General features: G+C 72.4%; 16 protein-coding genes. 11 read left to right on the top strand and 5 right to left on the bottom strand.

The genetic code is table 11. From position 1 onward, the window contains the following. Positions 1-9: 9 nt before the first annotated feature. The 7 genes from H4696_RS21035 (at position 10) to H4696_RS21005 (ending at position 8,079) form a co-directional block, all read left to right on the top strand. The gene (locus H4696_RS21035) at positions 10-675 is read left to right on the top strand and encodes a DUF2461 domain-containing protein (RefSeq protein ID WP_086856866.1); all 666 of its coding nucleotides are present in this window, start codon (positions 10-12) and stop codon (positions 673-675) included. Positions 676-767: 92 nt separating this feature from the next. Then, positions 768-2,192 (top strand): pyruvate kinase, encoded by a 1,425-nt coding sequence (gene pyk, locus H4696_RS21030; RefSeq protein ID WP_086856867.1) that lies wholly within the window; start codon positions 768-770, stop codon positions 2,190-2,192. Between the two features lie 36 nt (positions 2,193-2,228). Then, positions 2,229-3,125 (top strand): acyl-CoA thioesterase II, encoded by an 897-nt coding sequence (gene tesB / locus H4696_RS21025; RefSeq protein ID WP_086856868.1) that lies wholly within the window; start codon positions 2,229-2,231, stop codon positions 3,123-3,125. A 378-nt stretch (positions 3,126-3,503) separates the two neighbouring features. Further along, positions 3,504-4,406, top strand: a complete 903-nt coding sequence (locus tag H4696_RS21020) for a helix-turn-helix domain-containing protein (RefSeq protein WP_086856869.1) — start codon at positions 3,504-3,506, stop codon at positions 4,404-4,406. A gap of 12 nt (positions 4,407-4,418) precedes the next feature. Further along, positions 4,419-4,622 (top strand): DUF397 domain-containing protein, encoded by a 204-nt coding sequence (locus tag H4696_RS21015; protein ID WP_086856870.1) that lies wholly within the window; start codon positions 4,419-4,421, stop codon positions 4,620-4,622. A 161-nt stretch (positions 4,623-4,783) separates the two neighbouring features. After that, positions 4,784-4,993: a hypothetical protein gene (locus H4696_RS21010; protein ID WP_086856871.1), complete on the top strand. Its 210-nt coding sequence runs from the start codon at positions 4,784-4,786 to the stop codon at positions 4,991-4,993. A 62-nt stretch (positions 4,994-5,055) separates the two neighbouring features. Further along, complete coding sequence (locus H4696_RS21005; RefSeq protein ID WP_192782452.1) at positions 5,056-8,079, top strand: helix-turn-helix transcriptional regulator; 3,024 nt, start codon at positions 5,056-5,058, stop codon at positions 8,077-8,079. A gap of 6 nt (positions 8,080-8,085) precedes the next feature. Here H4696_RS21005 and H4696_RS21000 read toward each other — a convergent pair whose 3' ends face one another. The 3 genes from H4696_RS21000 to H4696_RS20990 all read right to left on the bottom strand — a co-directional run bounded on the left by H4696_RS21000 (position 8,086) and on the right by H4696_RS20990 (position 11,534). Beyond that, on the bottom strand, positions 8,086-9,696 hold the full coding sequence (locus H4696_RS21000; RefSeq protein ID WP_086857615.1) for a succinic semialdehyde dehydrogenase: 1,611 nt from the start codon (positions 9,694-9,696) through the stop codon (positions 8,086-8,088). Positions 9,697-9,805: 109 nt separating this feature from the next. After that, positions 9,806-10,855, bottom strand: coding sequence for a hypothetical protein (locus tag H4696_RS20995; RefSeq protein WP_086857616.1), 1,050 nt, complete (start codon positions 10,853-10,855; stop codon positions 9,806-9,808). Between the two features lie 61 nt (positions 10,856-10,916). Beyond that, positions 10,917-11,534 carry a TetR/AcrR family transcriptional regulator gene (locus tag H4696_RS20990; protein WP_086857617.1) on the bottom strand — a complete coding sequence of 206 codons (618 nt, stop codon included), beginning with the start codon at positions 11,532-11,534 and terminating at the stop codon, positions 10,917-10,919. 96 nt (positions 11,535-11,630) lie between these two features. Here H4696_RS20990 and H4696_RS20985 point away from each other — a divergent pair, with 96 nt between their 5' ends. After that, positions 11,631-12,782, top strand: a complete 1,152-nt coding sequence (locus tag H4696_RS20985) for an acyl-CoA dehydrogenase family protein (RefSeq protein ID WP_086857618.1) — start codon at positions 11,631-11,633, stop codon at positions 12,780-12,782. 11 nt (positions 12,783-12,793) lie between these two features. Beyond that, complete coding sequence (locus H4696_RS20980) at positions 12,794-13,930, top strand: CaiB/BaiF CoA transferase family protein (protein ID WP_086857619.1); 1,137 nt, start codon at positions 12,794-12,796, stop codon at positions 13,928-13,930. On the opposite strand, the gene H4696_RS20975 is transcribed toward H4696_RS20980, so the two are convergent. Further along, complete coding sequence (locus H4696_RS20975; RefSeq protein WP_086857620.1) at positions 13,927-14,457, bottom strand: GNAT family N-acetyltransferase; 531 nt, start codon at positions 14,455-14,457, stop codon at positions 13,927-13,929. The two genes, H4696_RS20980 and H4696_RS20975, sit on opposite strands and share 4 nt — an antisense overlap. Before the next feature lie 86 nt (positions 14,458-14,543). Continuing rightward, positions 14,544-15,317 carry a crotonase/enoyl-CoA hydratase family protein gene (locus H4696_RS20970; RefSeq protein ID WP_086857621.1) on the bottom strand — a complete coding sequence of 258 codons (774 nt, stop codon included), beginning with the start codon at positions 15,315-15,317 and terminating at the stop codon, positions 14,544-14,546. A gap of 102 nt (positions 15,318-15,419) precedes the next feature. On the opposite strand from H4696_RS20970, the gene H4696_RS20965 reads away from it, so the two are divergent. Beyond that, positions 15,420-15,587 (top strand): hypothetical protein, encoded by a 168-nt coding sequence (locus tag H4696_RS20965; RefSeq protein WP_166641399.1) that lies wholly within the window; start codon positions 15,420-15,422, stop codon positions 15,585-15,587. A gap of 359 nt (positions 15,588-15,946) precedes the next feature. Continuing rightward, positions 15,947-16,429, top strand: a complete 483-nt coding sequence (locus H4696_RS20960) for a transcriptional regulator (RefSeq protein WP_086857622.1) — start codon at positions 15,947-15,949, stop codon at positions 16,427-16,429. Positions 16,430-16,494: the final 65 nt, after the last annotated feature.

Genomic DNA, 16,494 nt, shown 5'->3' with positions numbered 1-16,494 from the left:
GTCGCCGACGTGAAGTTCAGCGGATTCGGCGAGTACGCCGTCGACTTCTACGACGGCCTGGTGGAAGACAACTCGAAGCCCTACTGGGACGACCACGTCGAGACCTACAAGTCCGACGTCCGCGCCCCCATGGAAGCGCTGCTCGCCGAGCTCGCCCCGGAGTTCTCGGACGGCTTCGGCGAGCCCAAGGTGTTCCGCCCCTACCGGGACGTCCGGTTCGCCAAGGACAAGACGCCCTACAAGACCCACTGCGGCGCGGTGATCGAGCAGGGCCGCGGCGGCGGTGCCTACTACGTCGAGGTCGGCCCCGAGGGCCTGCGCGTCGGCGGCGGCTGCTTCCACCTGGCCGCCGACCAGCTCGCCCGGTTCCGGAAGGCCGTCGACACCGAGTTGCACGGCGAAGCGCTCGAGAAGATCCTCGCCAAGCTCGAGAAGTCGGGCTGGGAGATCCGCGGCGACCGGCTGAAGTCGAAACCGCGCGGCTTCGACGCCGACCACCCGCGGCTCGAGCTGCTGCGCTACCGCTCGGTGTACGCGGTGCGGGCCTGGGAACCGGACGACGTCCTGCACGAGCGGGGGGCGCTCGATCGGGTGAAAAAGGCCTGGCGGCAGCTGCGCGAGTTCAACGAGTGGGCCCGTGACCGGATCGGCCCCAGCGAGCAACCCCGCCGTTGACCAGCTGGACGGGACGGGTTTCTGAACAGTTTTTCTGAACTTTTCGGGATCGGTACAGACGAACGCGCGAAGAGGGACTACGCTGTGCAGACGTGAGCCGACGCGCGAAGATCGTTTGTACCTTGGGCCCCGCTACCGCTACGCCGGAGAAGATGCGGGCGCTCGTGGATGCGGGCATGGACGTGGCCAGGATGAACTTCAGCCACGGCAGCCACAGCGACCACAAGCAGGTCTACGACCTGATCCGGGCCGCGGCCGCGGAGAGTGGCCGGGCGGTCGGCATCCTCGCCGACCTGCAGGGGCCGAAGATCCGCCTCGGCACGTTCGCCGGCGGGCCGGTCGAGTGGCACAACGGCGACGTCGTGCGGATCACCGTCGAGGACGTCGCCGGGACCCACGACCGGGTCTCGACCACCTACAAGGGCCTCGCCCGGGACGCCAAGCCGGGTGACCGGCTGCTGGTCGACGACGGCAAGGTCGGCCTGGTGGTCAAGGGCGTCGAGGGCCCGGACGTCGTCTGCGAGGTCACCGAAGGCGGCCCGGTCAGCAACAACAAGGGCGTCTCGCTGCCGGGCATGGACGTCTCCGTACCGGCGCTGTCCGACAAGGACATCGAGGACCTCGAGTTCGCGCTCGAGCTGGGCGTCGACTTCATCGCGCTGTCGTTCGTGCGCTCGCCCGCCGACATCGACCTGGTCCACCAGGTGATGGACCGGATGGGCAAGGGCAGGCTGCCGGTCGTCGCCAAGATCGAGAAGCCCGAGGCCGTCTACAACCTCGAGGCCATCGTGCTGGCCTTCGACGCGGTCATGGTCGCCCGCGGTGACCTGGGCGTCGAGCTGCCGCTGGAGCAGGTCCCGCTGGTTCAGAAGCGCGCCATCCAGATCTGCCGCGAGAACGCGAAGCCGGTCATCGTCGCGACGCAGATGCTCGAGTCGATGATCAACAACTCCCGGCCGACCCGCGCCGAGGCCTCCGACGTCGCGAACGCGGTGCTCGACGGCGCCGACGCGCTGATGCTGTCCGGCGAGACCTCGGTCGGCCGGTACGCGATCGAGGTCGTCGAGACGATGGGCCGGATCATCGAGGCGGTCGAGACCGACTCGCCGGTCGTCCCGCCGCTCTCGCACGTCCCGCGCACCAAGCGCGGCGTGATCTCCTACGCCGCCCGCGACATCGGCGAGCGGCTCAACGCGAAGGCCCTGGTCGCCTTCACGCAGTCCGGTGACACCGTGCGCCGCCTGGCGCGGCTGCACACCCGGCTGCCGCTGCTGGCGTTCACGCCCGAGGAAGAGGTCCGCAGCCAGCTCGCGATGACCTGGGGCACCACGACCCGGATCGTGCCGAAGGTCGACTCGACCGACCAGATGATCCAGCAGGTCGACCACGCGATGCTCGAGATGGGCAAGTACCAGAAGGGCGACCTGGTCGTCATCGTGGCCGGTTCCCCGCCCGGCACCGTCGGCTCGACCAACCTGATCCGCGTGCACCGGCTCGGTGAAGACGACCACGCTTGAGGGACCGACCGCCCGGTATGCCCTTAGGCTCCAGCCATGACTGAAATGGCCAGGACGGCCGCCACTGAACTGGACAAGCCCGGTGGCGGCCAGCCCGTGCTCGATCGCCTGGTCGCCCTGCTCGACCTCGAAAAGATCGAAGAGAACATCTTCCGCGGCGTCTCGCCCGCCCACTCGCCGGTGCGGGTGTTCGGCGGGCAGGTCGCCGGCCAGGCGCTGGTCGCGGCCGGGCGCACGGTCCCCGAGGAACGCCGGGTGCACTCGCTGCACGCGTACTTCATCCGCGGCGGCGACCCGAGCGTGCCGATCGTCTACGAGGTCGACCGGATCCGGGACGGCCGGTCGTTCACCACGCGCCGGGTCGTCGCGGTCCAGCACGGCAAGGCGATCTTCTCGCTCTCGGCGTCGTTCCAGAAGGACGAGCCGGGCATCGAGCACGCCGAGACGATGCCCGAAGGCATCCCCGCACCGGAAACGCTGCCGACGCTGATGGAACGTGCCGAGGGCTACGCGATCGGCGCGCACAGCCGGCCGCGGCCGATCGACGTCCGCTACGTCAACGAGCCGCCGTGGATCACCCGCGAAACCGGGGAGCGGCCCGCGCGCAACCAGGTGTGGATGCGCGCCGACGGGAAGCTGCCCGAGGACGAGCTGCTGCACGTCTGCGTGCTCACCTACGCCTCGGACATGACGCTGCTGGACTCGGTGCTCGCGCGCCACGGCGTCTACTGGGACACCGACAAGGTGCTCGGCGCGAGCCTCGACCACGCCCTGTGGTTCCACCGGCCGTTCCGCGCCGACGAGTGGTTCCTCTACGACAGCGCTTCGCCGACGGCGTCCGGCGCCCGCGGTCTCGCCACGGGCCGGTTCTTCGCCGAGGACGGCACGCTCATCGCGACGGTCGTCCAAGAAGGACTCCTGCGCGTCCTCTGAACGCGGCCCGGAAATCACCCCTACGGGCGACAAATTGGCGGAATATCCCTCTCCGCAAAAGGGCAGTCCGCCGGGGGAGAGGGCCGGGACCGATCGGGGGACGGCCCCGGACCTCTTCTCCCGACGATCACGCGGCGCGCCGCGGATCCATCGTCTACGCTGCTCAACAGGGCCGGGCGGGGGCTGGGGGCGGAACCGCCGGGCCCCGCGCGCGTCCTCGGCAGTGCAGGCCGCGAGCATACAAGAGCATTCTGCAAATTGCAGATTCCGCCACGGCCGGCCGGGTGGGAATAGAGCCGGTGTTATTGCACCACAGTCGTGGTTGGATACTGGCAGCGACCGAACGGCTACGACGCCGTCGACATCCGGAGGTGCGCGATGGCAAGGGGACAGAGCCCCACGGTTCGCCGCCGGAGGCTCGCGGGCGAGCTGCGCCGCCTGCGGGAAGCCGCGGACCTGACCATCGACGAGGTCGGCGAGAAGCTCGAGTGCTCCGCCTCGAAGATCAGCCGCATCGAGACCGGCCACGTCGGGGTCACCCCGCGTGACGCCCGGGACATGCTGGCCCTCTACGGCATCACCGGCGACGAGCAGGAAGCGCTCGTCCAGCTGGCCAGGGAGGCCCGCAAGCGCGGCTGGTGGCACGCCTACAACGAGGTCTTCACCGGCACCTTCGTCGGGCTCGAAGCCGATGCGAGTTCGTTGCGCGCGTTCCAGGCGCTGCTGGTGCCCGGGCTGCTGCAGACCGAGCGGTACGCCCGCGCGGTGATCCGCGCCCTGCGACCGGACGCCGAGGACGCCGAGATCCGCCGCCGCGTCGCCGCCCGGATGGCGCGCCAGGAACTGCTCTCGGAGACCCCGCCGCCGGAGTACTGGGCGGTGATGGACGAGGCCGTGCTGCGCCGGGTGGTCGACGGCCCCGAAGTGATGGCCGAGCAGCTCTACCGCATGGTCGCGGTCGCCGAGAAACCGAACGTGACCGTCCAGGTCGTGCCGTTCGGCGCCGGCGCCCACCCCGGCATGGAGGGCCCCTTCCTGATCATGGGCTTCCCCGAGCAGGCCGACCCGGACGTCGTCTACGTCGACGACAGCACCTCCAGCGGCCTCTACCTGGAGGAACCCACAGACGTCCGGCGCTACGGGCTGATGTTCGACCATCTGCGCGCGGCCGCACTGAAGCCGGACGACTCGGTGGATCTGATCGCCGAGGCCGCCGGACGGTTCGCCGAGCAGGCTGCCGTTCCGGCTCCGGTGCACCATCTGGAACCGAGGACACAGTAAGGAGTGGGGACCATGGAAGCAGATCTGTCCGGGGCACGGTGGCGCAAGAGCAGCCACAGCGGGGGCGGCAACGACTGCGTCGAGGTCGCGTTCGTCGACGGCGGCGCCGCGGTGCGCGACTCGAAGGACCCCGAAGGTGGTGCGTTCCGCCTGCCCGCATCGGGGTGGCGGGGGCTGCTGGCCGCGGTGCGGACCAGCGGCCACACGCACGGCTGAGGCCGTCCACGAAGACCCCTTACCCCCGCCGAGCTGGGCTCGACCGGGAGTAAGGGGTCTTTTCACGACCAGGGCTGCGTGATCACCCGATGCCTGAGGTGCCCCCTCAGGACGAACCTGAGTGCTACCAACCGGTGAACTCGGGGACAAAGGGGAACACGATGCACAGCGATCTCATGCTCGACGCGGTCCGCGCCGAAGCGGCGTACCGGGCCGAGGAACTGCGGAAGGCCGGGCGCAGCGCCTGGGCCGTCCGCGCCCGCCGCGCCGCCCGGCACTTCCGGGCCGCGCGCAGCGACGTCGACGTACCGGCGCAGGAGCGCCGCGAGGTCTCGCGGGAGACCGCGGGCGTCAGCGAGACCGCCCGGTAAGGGGCGGGGTGATGGTGTCGATGGCGATAAGCGGTCGGAAACTGTCGGTGGGGTAGGCAAGAATGCTCCTCGTGCCCCGACTCGGCTCCGGAATCCCGCTCGTCGCCCGTACCCACGAGATGCGGCGGCTCCGCGCCGCCTTCGCCAGGGCAGAACGTGGCGAAGCCGGCGCGGTGCTGCTCTCGGGGGACGCCGGGGTCGGCAAGACCCGGCTGCTGACCGCGCTCGGCGAGCACGTCGACGGCTGCGGTGCGCTGGTGCTCACCGGCCGCTGCATCGACGTCCGCGAAGGCGGTCTTCCTTATCTTCCGTTCGCCGAGGCGCTCGCCCCCCTCGGCGCGGCGACGGACGCGGTGATCGCGGCCGCCGTGCGGGCCCGGCCCGCGCTCGGCAGGCTGCTGCCGCAGGGGCAGGGTTTCGAGGAGCCGCGGGCCGCCGAGCACCCGCCGATGACCTCGAACGACCGGGAGACCATGGTGCGTCCCCGGCCCGAGCAGGATCTCGGTCAGCTGCAGTTGTTCGACGCGGTACTGGGGGTGCTGACCGAGATCGCGGAGTCGCGCCCGGTGGTGATCCTCCTGGAGGATCTCCACTGGGCCGACGCGTCGACCCGCAACCTGCTGTCCTTCCTGCTGAGCCGGCTGCGCGCGCAGCGGCTGCTGGTCGTGGGCAGCTACCGCGAGGAGGACGTCCACCGGCGCCACCCGCTGCGCGGGGTCCTTTCCGAGCTGGTCCGCCTCGCCACCGTCGAGCGCGTCGACCTGCACCCCTTCGGCGCCGCCGACGCCCGCCGGTTCGTCGAGGCGCTGGCCGACGAGCCCCTGCCGTCGGACGTCGTGGCCGACATCGTCAGCCGTTCCGAAGGCAATCCGTTCTTCGCCGAGGAGCTGCTCGCCACCAAGACCGAGTGCAACGACCTGCCCGCCGGGCTGGCCGAGGTGCTGCTGTCCCGGCTCGAGCGGCTCTCGCCGGACACACGCCGGGTGGTCCGCGTGATCTCGGTGGCCAACGAGCCCGTGATGCACGCCGCGCTCGCCGAGATCTCCGGGCTGGGCGAGCTGGAGCTCGACGAGGCGCTGCGCGAAGCCGTCCAGCACCACGTGCTCGTGGTGCTGTCCGACGGCTCCTACACCTTCCGGCACGCGTTGCTGCAGGAAGCGGTGTACGGCGACCTGCTGCCCGGGGAGCGGTCGCGCACGCACGCCGCGTACGCCGCACGCATCCAGGCCCGGCCGCAGGGCCGCGGGCACGACGCGAAGCTGGCCTACCACTCGCTGCAGAGCAGCGACCTGGTCACCGCGCTGCCGGCGTTGCTGCGCGCGATGGACGAGGCCGAGAAGCTGGGCGCACCCGGTTCGGCGCTGCGGCACGTCGAACAGGCACTGTCCATCTGGGACGCCGTCCCGGCCGCGGACCGGCCCGAAGGCTACGACGAGCTGCGGCTGCTGCACGAGGCGTCCTACTTCGCCGGCACGTCCGGCGAGCCCGAGCGGGCCGCGGCCTTCGCGCGCTCGGCCACCCGCGCCCTGACCCCGGACTCACCGGTGGACCGCGCGGCGAAGACGTGGCGGCGGCTGGCCGAGGCGCTGCTGGCCCTGGAGGGCACCCTCGACGAGGCCACCGCGGCCATCGACCGGGCCTGGGACCTGGTCAAGGACGGCGAGCCGAGCGGGACGCGGGCGTGGGTGCTGGCCAGCCGGGCCGGGTTCCTGCGGATCCTCGACAAGCCCGAGGAGGCGCTGGACAGCGCGCTGACCGCGGTCGCCGACGCGCGGGCGGTCGGCGCGGCGGGCGCGGAGGCGTCGGCGCTGGTCACCCTGGGCACGCTGGCCGACTCCGCGGGCGACGCCGCCGAGGCCCGCGAGCGGCTGCGGCAGGCCGAACGCAAGGCGCGGGACGCCGGGGCGCTGAACACCGAGATCCGCGCGACCTACTTCCTGGCGCTGAGCCACGACGACCAGGGCGAGTTCGCCGAAGCGCTGGCCCACGCGGCCCGCGGCGTCGCCCGCGCCGAAGAAGCCGGGCTGAGCTGGAGTGTCTACGGACTGGAGCTGCGGGCGGCGCAGCTGAAGCTGCGCTACCTGATGGGCGACTGGCCGGACGAAAGCGCCGGGCGCGCCGGGCGCGGGGTGTCCAGCGCGGTCGCCGCGCGGATCCTGGCCATCTGGTCGATGTTCCTCGTCGCCCGCGGCCGGTTCGACGAAGCCGCGAAGCTCGTCGCCGGGCAGCGGCAGCACTGGACGGCGGACATGCAGATCCCGCTGTCGGTGGGCGGCGCCGGGATCGAGCTGGCGTACTGGCGGGGCGAGCACGCCGAGGCGGTGCGCCGGACCGAAGATCTGATCGGCTGGCTGGAGCGGATCGAACCCGGCCTGCTGGCCGGCATCCGGGTGGCCGCGCTCGGCGTCTCCGCCGCGGCCGCGCTCGCCGCCGGTGCCCGGGTCCGCGGCGACTCGGCGGCGGCAGACGCGGCGGTGGCGGCGGGCGAGCGGATGCTGGCGCACGGCCGCATGTGCTCGGTCGTCGGGCAGCCGCGCTCGGGCGAGCTCGGGCCGGAGGGCCGGGCCTGGCTGGCCCGCCTCGAAGCGGCGGCGTCCTGCCTGCCCGGCCGGGGCGACGCGGCGAAGTGGGCGGCCGCGGCGGAGGCGTTCGGCTACGGCGCCGTCTACGAGCAGGCGATCTGCCGCTGGCACGAGGCCGAAGCGCTGCTGGCCGCCGACGCCGCCGCGGGTGAAGCGCTCGAAGCGGCCCACGCGGTCGCGGCCCGGCTGGGCGCGATCCCGCTGCGCGACGCGGTCCGGGACCTGGCGCACCGCGCCCGGGTCGAGCTGGCTGGCGTCGAGCCGGCCGCGCCGGCCCGCACGGTCACCGACCCGCTGACCGATCGCGAGCGCGACGTCCTGGAGCGCGTGGCCCTGGGCCGCACCAACCGGCAGGTGGGGGAGGAGCTCTACATCAGCGAGAAGACGGTGAGCGTGCACCTGTCCCGGGTGATGGCGAAGCTGGGCGCGAGCCGGCGCGCGGAGGCCGTGGCGATCGCCTACGACCGGGGCCTGCTGACCGCCCCGGCCTCCGAACACGCGTGAGGCGCCTCAGCGGGGGAGGCGGCGCAGCGCCTTGATGCCGAAGGTCATCCCGCGCGACCACAGCGAACCCGGCACCGCGCGCGGCGGCCGCAGCGCGAGCCCGCGCTGCAGCGCGATCGACTGGGACTCGGTGTACTTCAGCAGGCCTTCGGCCCCGTTGCGGCGGCCGACGCCGGAGTCCTTCATACCGCCCATCGGCACGCCGACACTGCCGAACGTCGCCGCGTAACCCTCGTTGACGTTGACCGTGCCGGCCTTCAGCCGCGCGCCGACCTCCCAGCCCGCGCGGCCGTTGCGCGACCAGACGCTGGCGTTGAGCCCGAACGGCGTGTCGTTGGCCCGGTCGATGGCCTCGGTGACGTCGGTGTAGCCGTAGATCGAGACGACCGGCCCGAAGGTCTCCTCCGCGAACGGCAGCATGCCCGGGGTGACGCCGGTCAGCACCGTCGGCTCGTAGAACAGCGGGCCGAGGTCGGGCCGGGCGCGGCCGCCGGTGAGCACCGAAGCGCCCTTTTCGCGGGCGTCTTCGACGTGCGCCGACACCGTCGCGAGCTGGTCTTCCGACGTCAGCGACCCCATCTGGGCGTGGTAGTCGAGCGCGCCGCCGAGCTTGAGCGCCGCGGTCTTCGCCACGAACGCGCGGGTGAACTCGTCGCGGATGTCCTCGTGGACGTAGATCCGCTCGACCGACACGCAGAGCTGGCCCGCCGAGGAGAAGCAGGCCGTCACCGCGCCGGTCGCGGCCTTCGCGACGTCGGCGTCGGGCAGCACGATCATCGGGTTCTTGCCGCCGAGCTCCAGCGAGTACGACGTGAGCCGCTTCGCCACCTGCCCGGCCAGTTCCTTGCCGGTCGGGGTGGAGCCGGTGAAGCACAGGTAGTCGGACTCCTCGACCAGCGCGGTGCCGATCTTCGAGCCGCGGCCGAGCACGATCTGCCAGGTCCCGGCGGGCAGCCCGGCCGCCTCGGCGAGTTCGTGCAGCCACAGCGCCGAGAGCGCGGTCTGGTTGTCCGGCTTCTGCACGACGGCGTTGCCCGCGGCCAGCGCCGGCAGGACGTCCATCGCGGTCAGCGCCAGCGGGTAGTTCCACGGCGAGATGATCCCGACGACGCCCTTGGGGTGCCGGATCTCGCCGGCGCGGGTCAGGCCGGGGATGACACCGGCGACGCGCCGCGGGGCGAGGATCTTGGCCGCGTGCCTGCCGTAGTAGGCCGCCACCAGCGCGGTCGCGCTGACCTCGTCGAAGGCGTCGAGCCGGGCCTTGCCCGCCTCGACCTGGACCAGGTCGAGCACCTCGTCCTGGCGGGCGAGCACGAGGTCGTGCAGGCGGGTGAGCACGCGGGCGCGCTCGGCGGGGGTGCGGTCCGCCCACGCCCGCTGGGCCGTGCGCGCCTGGGCGAACACCGAGCGGACGTCGGCGTCGGTGGCCTGGGGCAGGGTCGCGATCGGCTGCCCGGTGAAGGGCGCGGTCATGCGGATCGGCGCCGAGTCCGCCCCGCCGGCCACGCGGGCGACGAGCTGGGCCGCCCGCGCCGAACCGGGCGCCCCGGCGACGCCGCCGACGGTCGCCGGCAAAGGGGTGTCTTCGACCGTGTTCGCGGGGGTCGTGCTGGTCATGACGTCTCCGTTCCGCGGCGTCCGTAGTCCGCGCGACGCCGCGCAGGGGTTACCGACGAGTACACCATACCGTCGGTACGTCAGATGTCCAGTCTGATATGAATATCTTTCACGTATTGGGCGGGTTCAACGGCGGGAGCTGGTAGTTCGGCTCGGTCGGCTCCTGCTTCGGCGGCGGGTGGGCCTGGGTGGCGCCGCCGTAGGAATCGTCGAGCCGCGACGACAGGTCGCCGGACACCGGTTCGTCGTCGGTCCGTTCGGGAGCCGGCTGCCCGGGTGCGCCGCCGTACGGCTGGGCGCCGAAGGGCTGGGAGCGCGGTATGCCGTGCGCCGGGGTGGGCGGCCCGGCTTGCGGCTGGGCCGGGAACGGCTGGGACTGCGGTGCGCCGTACGGCCCGGCTTGGGGCTGCGCCGGGAAGGGCTGGGACGGCGGTGCCCCGTACCCCTGGCCGCCGTACGCCTGCCTCGGGAACTGCGGCGCACCGTACTGCTGCTGCGGTGGCACCGGGTACGGCCGCGACTGCTGCTGGTACGGCCCCGGCGGCCCGCCTGGACCGCCCGGCGCGGGTGCGGGTGCCCGGCGTCCGGCCAGCACCGCGAACGCCAGCGCCACCACCGCGACCGCCCCGCCGCCGAGCAGCAGCCAGAACCCGGTCCCGGTCGAGTAGTGCGACTGGACCGCGCCCTCGCCGGACTCGTAGCTCAACGTCGCCGAGACGTCCATGCCGAGCATCCACACCGCCGCGGCCACTCCGGCACCGCCGGCGACCAGCGCCGTCCGGGCGCCGTCGCGGACGCCCGCGCCCGCCGAGCGGCGCCGGCCCGCGAAGGCCAGCCCGGCTCCGGCCAGCAGCACCACGGCGCCGGCGCTGAGCGGGATCCCGTAGCGCGCGACGTGGGTGTTCTCGTAGAACTTCTTCGCGTCCTCGCCGGGTTCGACGGAGAACGAACGCGACCAGGCGGTGATCGTCTGGCTGCTTTCGCTCTTGCCGTCGACGACCTGCTCGAACGACGTCTGCGGCAGGAAGGACCCGGCCACCACGAGGGCCGCGGCCACGGCGCCGAACATCCCGGCGAGCAGCCGGAAGAAGCCGCCGGGATCGGCGGGCGGCCGCGCGGGCGGCGGGCCGTAGGGGTACGGGGGCGGAGCGGCGGTCATGGTGACTCCCCTCTGTCCGGGGGATTGGACCACGATTCGACGGCCGCGGATAAGGGGTTCGTCAGCTCGGAGCAGTGGCGGCGTCCTGGTAGAGCAGGACGGCGATGCGCTTCCACTCCTCGAGGAGCTGCCGCCGGCGGTCCGGGTCGCCGCCGAGCTCGGCGTCCAGCGCCAGCCCGCGGGTGAGGTTGACGGTGAGCCAGAACAGCATCTCGGCCCGCTCGGGCGGGAGTTCGCCGGCGACCTGCGTGACGTGCTCCAGCGTGGCGCGGCCGAGCGCGCGGTCGACCGGGCGGATGGCCGCGCGCAGCTCGGGGTCGGTGCGGGCGGCGACCCACAGCTCGGTGACGGCGGTCGAGAGCGTGCCCGAGTAACCGGCCCACAGCAGGTCGATCGCCGCGGCGACACCGGTGCCGCCGCTCGGCAGCTCGTCCAGCGAAGCCGCGAGCCGGCGGCGCAGCTTGGTCGTCAGGTGCTCGACCGCGGCCGCCATCAGCTCGGCCTTCGCGGTGAAGTGGTGCTGCACCGCGCCCTTCGAGACGCCGGCCCTGGCGCAGATCTCCTGGACCGACGTCCGCGCGTAGCCGAGGTCCACCAGGCAGTCGATGGTGGCGTCGAGCAGCGCCGTGCGGGTCTGCTCGCGCCGCTGCGCCTGGGTCCGGTGCGCCGTCGAGGGCACTTCGGCCTCCCTGCTTTACCTACAGGCTGGTACGGATGTACATTCCGCAGAGAACTTACATGCTGACCGTCATGTTTTCCAGCAGGAGGGTTTCCCGTGCCGCTGCAACTGCCGAAGAGCTCGTGGAGCACGACCGAGCTCGAAGACCTCCGCGAGCTCTCGCGGTCCTTCATGCAGAAGGAGCTCGTGCCGCACCAGGAGCGCTGGGCGGCCGAGAAGAAGGTCGACCGCGAGCTGTGGAACAAGGCCGGCGAGGTCGGGCTGCTCTGCCTGTCGATCCCCGAGGAGTACGGCGGGGGTGGCGGCACCTTCGCGCACGAGGCCGTCCTCTACGAGGAGCAGGCCCGCTCCGGCGACAGCGCGTGGGGCGTGACCGTCCACAACGGAATCGTCGCGCACTACCTGAGCGCGTACGCCTCCGAAGAGAAGAAGCGCGAGTGGCTGCCGAAGATGGCCAGCGGCGAGATGGTCGGCGCGATCGCGATGACCGAGCCGGGCACCGGCTCCGACCTGCAGGGCATCAAGACCCGCGCGGTGCGCGACGGCGACCACTACGTCATCAACGGCGCCAAGACGTTCATCACCAACGGGTTCCACGCCGACCTCGTCGTCGTCGCGGTGAAGACCGACCCGGACGCGGGCGCGCAGGGCGTCTCGCTGATCGTGGTCGAGACGGACACGCCGGGCTTCCGCCGCGGCCGCGTCCTCGACAAGGTCGGGCTCAAGGGCCAGGACACCGCCGAGCTGTTCTTCGACGACGTCCGCGTGCCCGCCGCCAACCTCCTCGGCGACGCCGAGGGCCAGGGCTTCTTCCAGCTGATGCTGCAGCTGCCGCAGGAACGGCTGATCATCGCCGTCACCGCGGTGGCCGGCCTCGAGGCCGCGGTCGACCTGACGCTCGAATACACCAAGGAGCGCACGGCGTTCGGCCGGCCGCTCTTCGGTTTCCAGAACACCAAGTTCACCCTCGCCGAGGCCGCCACGGAAGCCGCCGTCTCGCGCGCGTTCCTCGACCAGTGCATCGAGCGGCACCTCAAGGGCGAGCTCGACGTCCAGGGCGCGGCGATGGCGAAGCTGTGGACCACCGAGCGGGTCAACAAGGTCATCGACGACTGCGTGCAGCTCTTCGGCGGCTACGGCTACATGACCGAGTACCCGATCGCGCGCGCGTGGGCCGACGTCCGGATCTCCCGGATCTTCGGCGGCACCAGCGAGATCATGAAGGAAATCATCTCCCGCTCGCTGTGAAAGGACCCGACATGAAGGCAGGTCCGCTCAGCGGCCTGAAGGTGGTGGAGCTCGCGGGTCTCGCGCCCGGGCCCTTCGCCACGATGATCCTGTCCGACCTCGGCGCCGACGTCGTCCGCGTCGACCGCGCGCAGCCGGGGGAGGACGTGCTCGGCATGCCGACCGACCCGCTGGCCCGCGGCCGCCGGTCCGTCGGGATCAACACGAAGACGCCCGAAGGCGTCGAGCTGGTGCTCAAGCTGTGCGACACCGCCGACGTCCTCATCGAGGGCTTCCGGCCCGGGGTCGCCGAGCGGATCGGGCTCGGCCCGGACGTCGTGCACGCCCGCAACCCGCGGCTGGTCTACGGCCGGATGACCGGCTGGGGCCAGGACGGGCCGCTGGCCACGGCCGCCGGGCACGACATCAACTACATCGGCATCGCCGGCGCGCTCGAGCCCATCGGGCGCGCGGGCGAGCGGCCGGTGCCGCCGCTCAACCTCGTCGGCGACTTCGGCGGCGGCGGGCTGCTGCTCGCGATGGGCATCCTGGCCGCGCTGTTCGAACGGACCACCTCCGGGAAGGGGCAGGTCGTCGACGCGTCGATGGTCGACGGCGCCGCGCTGCTCACCACGAGCCTGCACGGCATGGCCGCGGCCGGGTTGTGGGGCGGCGCCCGCGGGGACAACATGCTCGACGGCGGCGCCCCGTTCTACGACACCTACGAGACCGCCGACGGCAAGTACGTTGCCGTCGGCGCGATCGAGATGCGGTTCTGGGGCGACCTGGTCAAGGTCCTCGAACTGGACCCGGATTCGCTGCCGCTGCACGTCGACAAGACGCAGTGGCCGAAGCTGCGCGAGATCCTCGCGGCCGCGATCGGCAAGCACACCCGCGACGACCTCGTCGCGCGCGCCGAAGGCACCGACGCGTGCCTGACGCCGGTCCTGGCCCCGGGCGAGGCGGCGGCCCACCCGCACAACGCGGCGCGCGGGACGTTCGTCGAGATCGGCGGCATGGTGCAGCCGGCCCCGGCGCCACGCTTCGACCGGACGCCGCCGGAGACCCCGGAAGCCCCGCGGGCCAAGGGATCCGACACCGAAGCCGTGCTCGCGGAACTGGGCGTCACGGACCTCGACGCGCTGCGTGCGGCGGGCGCGATCGCCTAGGTCCGAGCCAGGTCGGAGCGCACGACCGAGTAGATGACGTGGTCGCGCCACTCGCCGTCGCGGAAGCCGTACCCGCGAAGCACGCCTTCGCGGGCGAAGCCGGCTTTCTCGAGCGAGCGCTGTTCGGCGCGGTTGCCGACCTCGGTCGTCGCTTCGACGCGGTTCAGCTGCGTGTGCGCGAAGAGGTATTCGGCGAGCAGCCGCTGGGCCTCGGTGCCGTAGCCGTGGCCGCGTGCTTCGGGTGCCAGCACCAGGCCGACGTTCCAGCAGTAGGACGTCGGCCCGGTGCGCGTGCGGTGCCACGAAACGAGCCCGAGCACGCGGCCGCCGAGCGCGGGCACGAGCGTGCCGCTGTCGGCGGTGAGCATCCCGGTCTCGTGCCACCGGCGGCGCAGGTACCCGGGGTCGTGCCAGCCGAACCACTGGTGCTCGCCCGCGGCGACGGGATCGTTGGTCAGCCGGTCGAGCAGCTCGAGATCGGCCTCGGCCACGGGCCGGAGCACGACTCTGGAGACATCGTCGTCCATCCGGCGACCTTATCGGCCGCTTGACCGGAACCGGGACCCCTGACCGGGATCCAGCCGCTCGGGTGATGCGTGGCAGCGGACCGTGGTCAGCCGAAGCTGCCGTGGCGGCCTTCGCCGCCCGCGAACCGGGCCGCGCCGTCGACCGCCTCCGCCGCCAGCACCCCCGGGCCCATCGCGGCCCGGAACTCAGCGGTGAGGGCGTCCTCTTCGGACTGTCCCCACTGCGCCAGCGCCGACCGCCGGTCGCCGCGCAGGCACGCCTGCGGGAACGCCGCGAGCTGCCGGCCCAGCTCCTGCGCCGCCGAGACCGCTTCGCCCGCCGGGACCAGGCGGTTGGCCAGGCCGATCGAGAACGCTTCGTCGGCTTCCACCGGCCGTCCGGTCAGGATCAGGTCCATCGCGCGCGACTGGCCGATCAGGCGGGGCAGGCGCACCGTCCCGCCGTCGATCAGCGGGACGCCCCAGCGGCGGCAGTACACGCCGAACACCGCCGTCGCGTCCGCGACCCGCAGGTCACACCACAGCGCCAGCTCCAGCCCGCCCGCGACGGCGGGCCCGTGTACGGCCGCGATCACCGGCTTGCCGAGCGCCATCCGGGTCGGGCCCATCGGCCCGTCCCCGTCCGGGTGAGTGCGGTTCATCCGGTCGGTGCCGATGGCCTTGAGGTCGGCGCCCGCGCAGAACACGCCGCCGGTGCCGGTCAGGACCGCGACGGCGGCGTCCGGGTCGGCGTCGAACGCGCGGAACGCGTCGGCCAGTTCGGCCGCGGTGGGCCCGTCGACGGCGTTGCGGGCGGCCGGGCGGTCGAGGGTGATCGTGGTGACGGGGCCGTCCTGCTCGACCAGCACGTTCCGGGGCATCGGCGCTCCTCGCGGTTGACCGGCGTGTCTTCCGGGCACGCCTTCCCTAGAGTAGTGGGGTGGCCACTCCCGGGACGGGGACGGCGAGCCGGGAGGAAGCGCATGTCGGGTGGGATGAAGAAGGTCCTGATCGTCGGAGTCGTCGCGATCGTGCTGTTCTTCCTGATCACCCAGCCCACGCAGTCCGCCGACTTCGTCCACCGGGTGCTCGGCTGGCTCAAGGACGGCGCCGAAGCGATCGTCACGTTCTTCCGGACGCTCTTCTCCTGATCTTCGCGAACCGCGCACCGGCACCGCATCGGCGGCGCCGGTGGCTACCGTGCGTGTTAGCGGACGGTAAATCACCCAGTGTCACCAATCCCGGAATTCGGACCCCAGCACTCGACCATCCGGGTGGATTGCGGCTCAAAACGCGCAGGTCGGCGAATTCGTGGGGGCCGGGGTCTGGCGAAGGAGACCACCCCGGCCCTACGGTGCTCACATTGCGTGATCGGGTGGTTCGCCATCCCCCCGGAGAACCCCGGTACGCAGGCAGTTTCCACTCAGCAAGGTGCAGGTTGGTGCGTGCGGCACCACCGCGTGGGACAGGCGTCAGGCCCTGTCCGTCGGGGACCTACAAGGAGGCAGGGATGACCGGAGATCCCGGAGTGGACGCGCTGATCCGGCAATGGGCCGCCGAGCGCGAGCAGACCCCCGAAGAGCAGGAGGTCGACCGCATCGCGAACGCGTGGCTGGCCGACGCGCCACCGCAGGCCCCGGGCATCCCCGGCCAGCGAGCCCGGACCGGGCAGTCGCGGTTCGTCCCCGTCGAGTCGGCCGACCCCGGCTACCTCGCCGCGATGCGCAGCCGGCTGCCGGACGTGCCGGAAGAGCTCCTCACCGCCGCCGCGGGCTGGTGGCAGATGGTCGGCGGCGTCGCCGAGGCCGAAGAGTGGTGGGACGCCGGCCTCAGCCCGCTCGACCAGCGGGCCCTCGACTACCGGGCGGCCGGGCTCGCGCCGTCCGACCTGAGCCGCCGGCTCGGGCCGATGACCGTCCTGCAGCACCTCCGCCGCGGCAGCGCCCCGGCCTGGTGCGTCGCGCGCCTCGCGCGGCAGCAGAAGTCCGCCTGACGAGACGCTGTTCACTCGGCCGGGTGATCCGGTGTGGTGAGACGATCGGGACGACCCGCGTAACG

The sequence above is a fragment of the Amycolatopsis lexingtonensis genome, assembly GCF_014873755.1.
GTDB classification, from domain to species: domain Bacteria; phylum Actinomycetota; class Actinomycetes; order Mycobacteriales; family Pseudonocardiaceae; genus Amycolatopsis; species Amycolatopsis lexingtonensis.
This window is presented reverse-complemented; position numbering and strand designations above follow the sequence as displayed.

Coding starts and splice junctions, on each gene's coding strand:
- tesB (WP_086856868.1), top strand. CDS start 2,229: ATGACTGAAATGGCCAGGACGGCCGCCACTGAACTGGACAAGCCCGGT.
- H4696_RS21020 (WP_086856869.1), top strand. CDS start 3,504: ATGGCAAGGGGACAGAGCCCCACGGTTCGCCGCCGGAGGCTCGCGGGC.
- H4696_RS21015 (WP_086856870.1), top strand. CDS start 4,419: ATGGAAGCAGATCTGTCCGGGGCACGGTGGCGCAAGAGCAGCCACAGC.
- H4696_RS21010 (WP_086856871.1), top strand. CDS start 4,784: ATGCACAGCGATCTCATGCTCGACGCGGTCCGCGCCGAAGCGGCGTAC.
- H4696_RS21005 (WP_192782452.1), top strand. CDS start 5,056: ATGCTCCTCGTGCCCCGACTCGGCTCCGGAATCCCGCTCGTCGCCCGT.
- H4696_RS21000 (WP_086857615.1), bottom strand. CDS start 9,696: ATGACCAGCACGACCCCCGCGAACACGGTCGAAGACACCCCTTTGCCG.
- H4696_RS20995 (WP_086857616.1), bottom strand. CDS start 10,855: ATGACCGCCGCTCCGCCCCCGTACCCCTACGGCCCGCCGCCCGCGCGG.
- H4696_RS20980 (WP_086857619.1), top strand. CDS start 12,794: ATGAAGGCAGGTCCGCTCAGCGGCCTGAAGGTGGTGGAGCTCGCGGGT.
- H4696_RS20975 (WP_086857620.1), bottom strand. CDS start 14,457: ATGGACGACGATGTCTCCAGAGTCGTGCTCCGGCCCGTGGCCGAGGCC.
- H4696_RS20970 (WP_086857621.1), bottom strand. CDS start 15,317: ATGCCCCGGAACGTGCTGGTCGAGCAGGACGGCCCCGTCACCACGATC.
- H4696_RS20965 (WP_166641399.1), top strand. CDS start 15,420: ATGTCGGGTGGGATGAAGAAGGTCCTGATCGTCGGAGTCGTCGCGATC.
- H4696_RS20960 (WP_086857622.1), top strand. CDS start 15,947: ATGACCGGAGATCCCGGAGTGGACGCGCTGATCCGGCAATGGGCCGCC.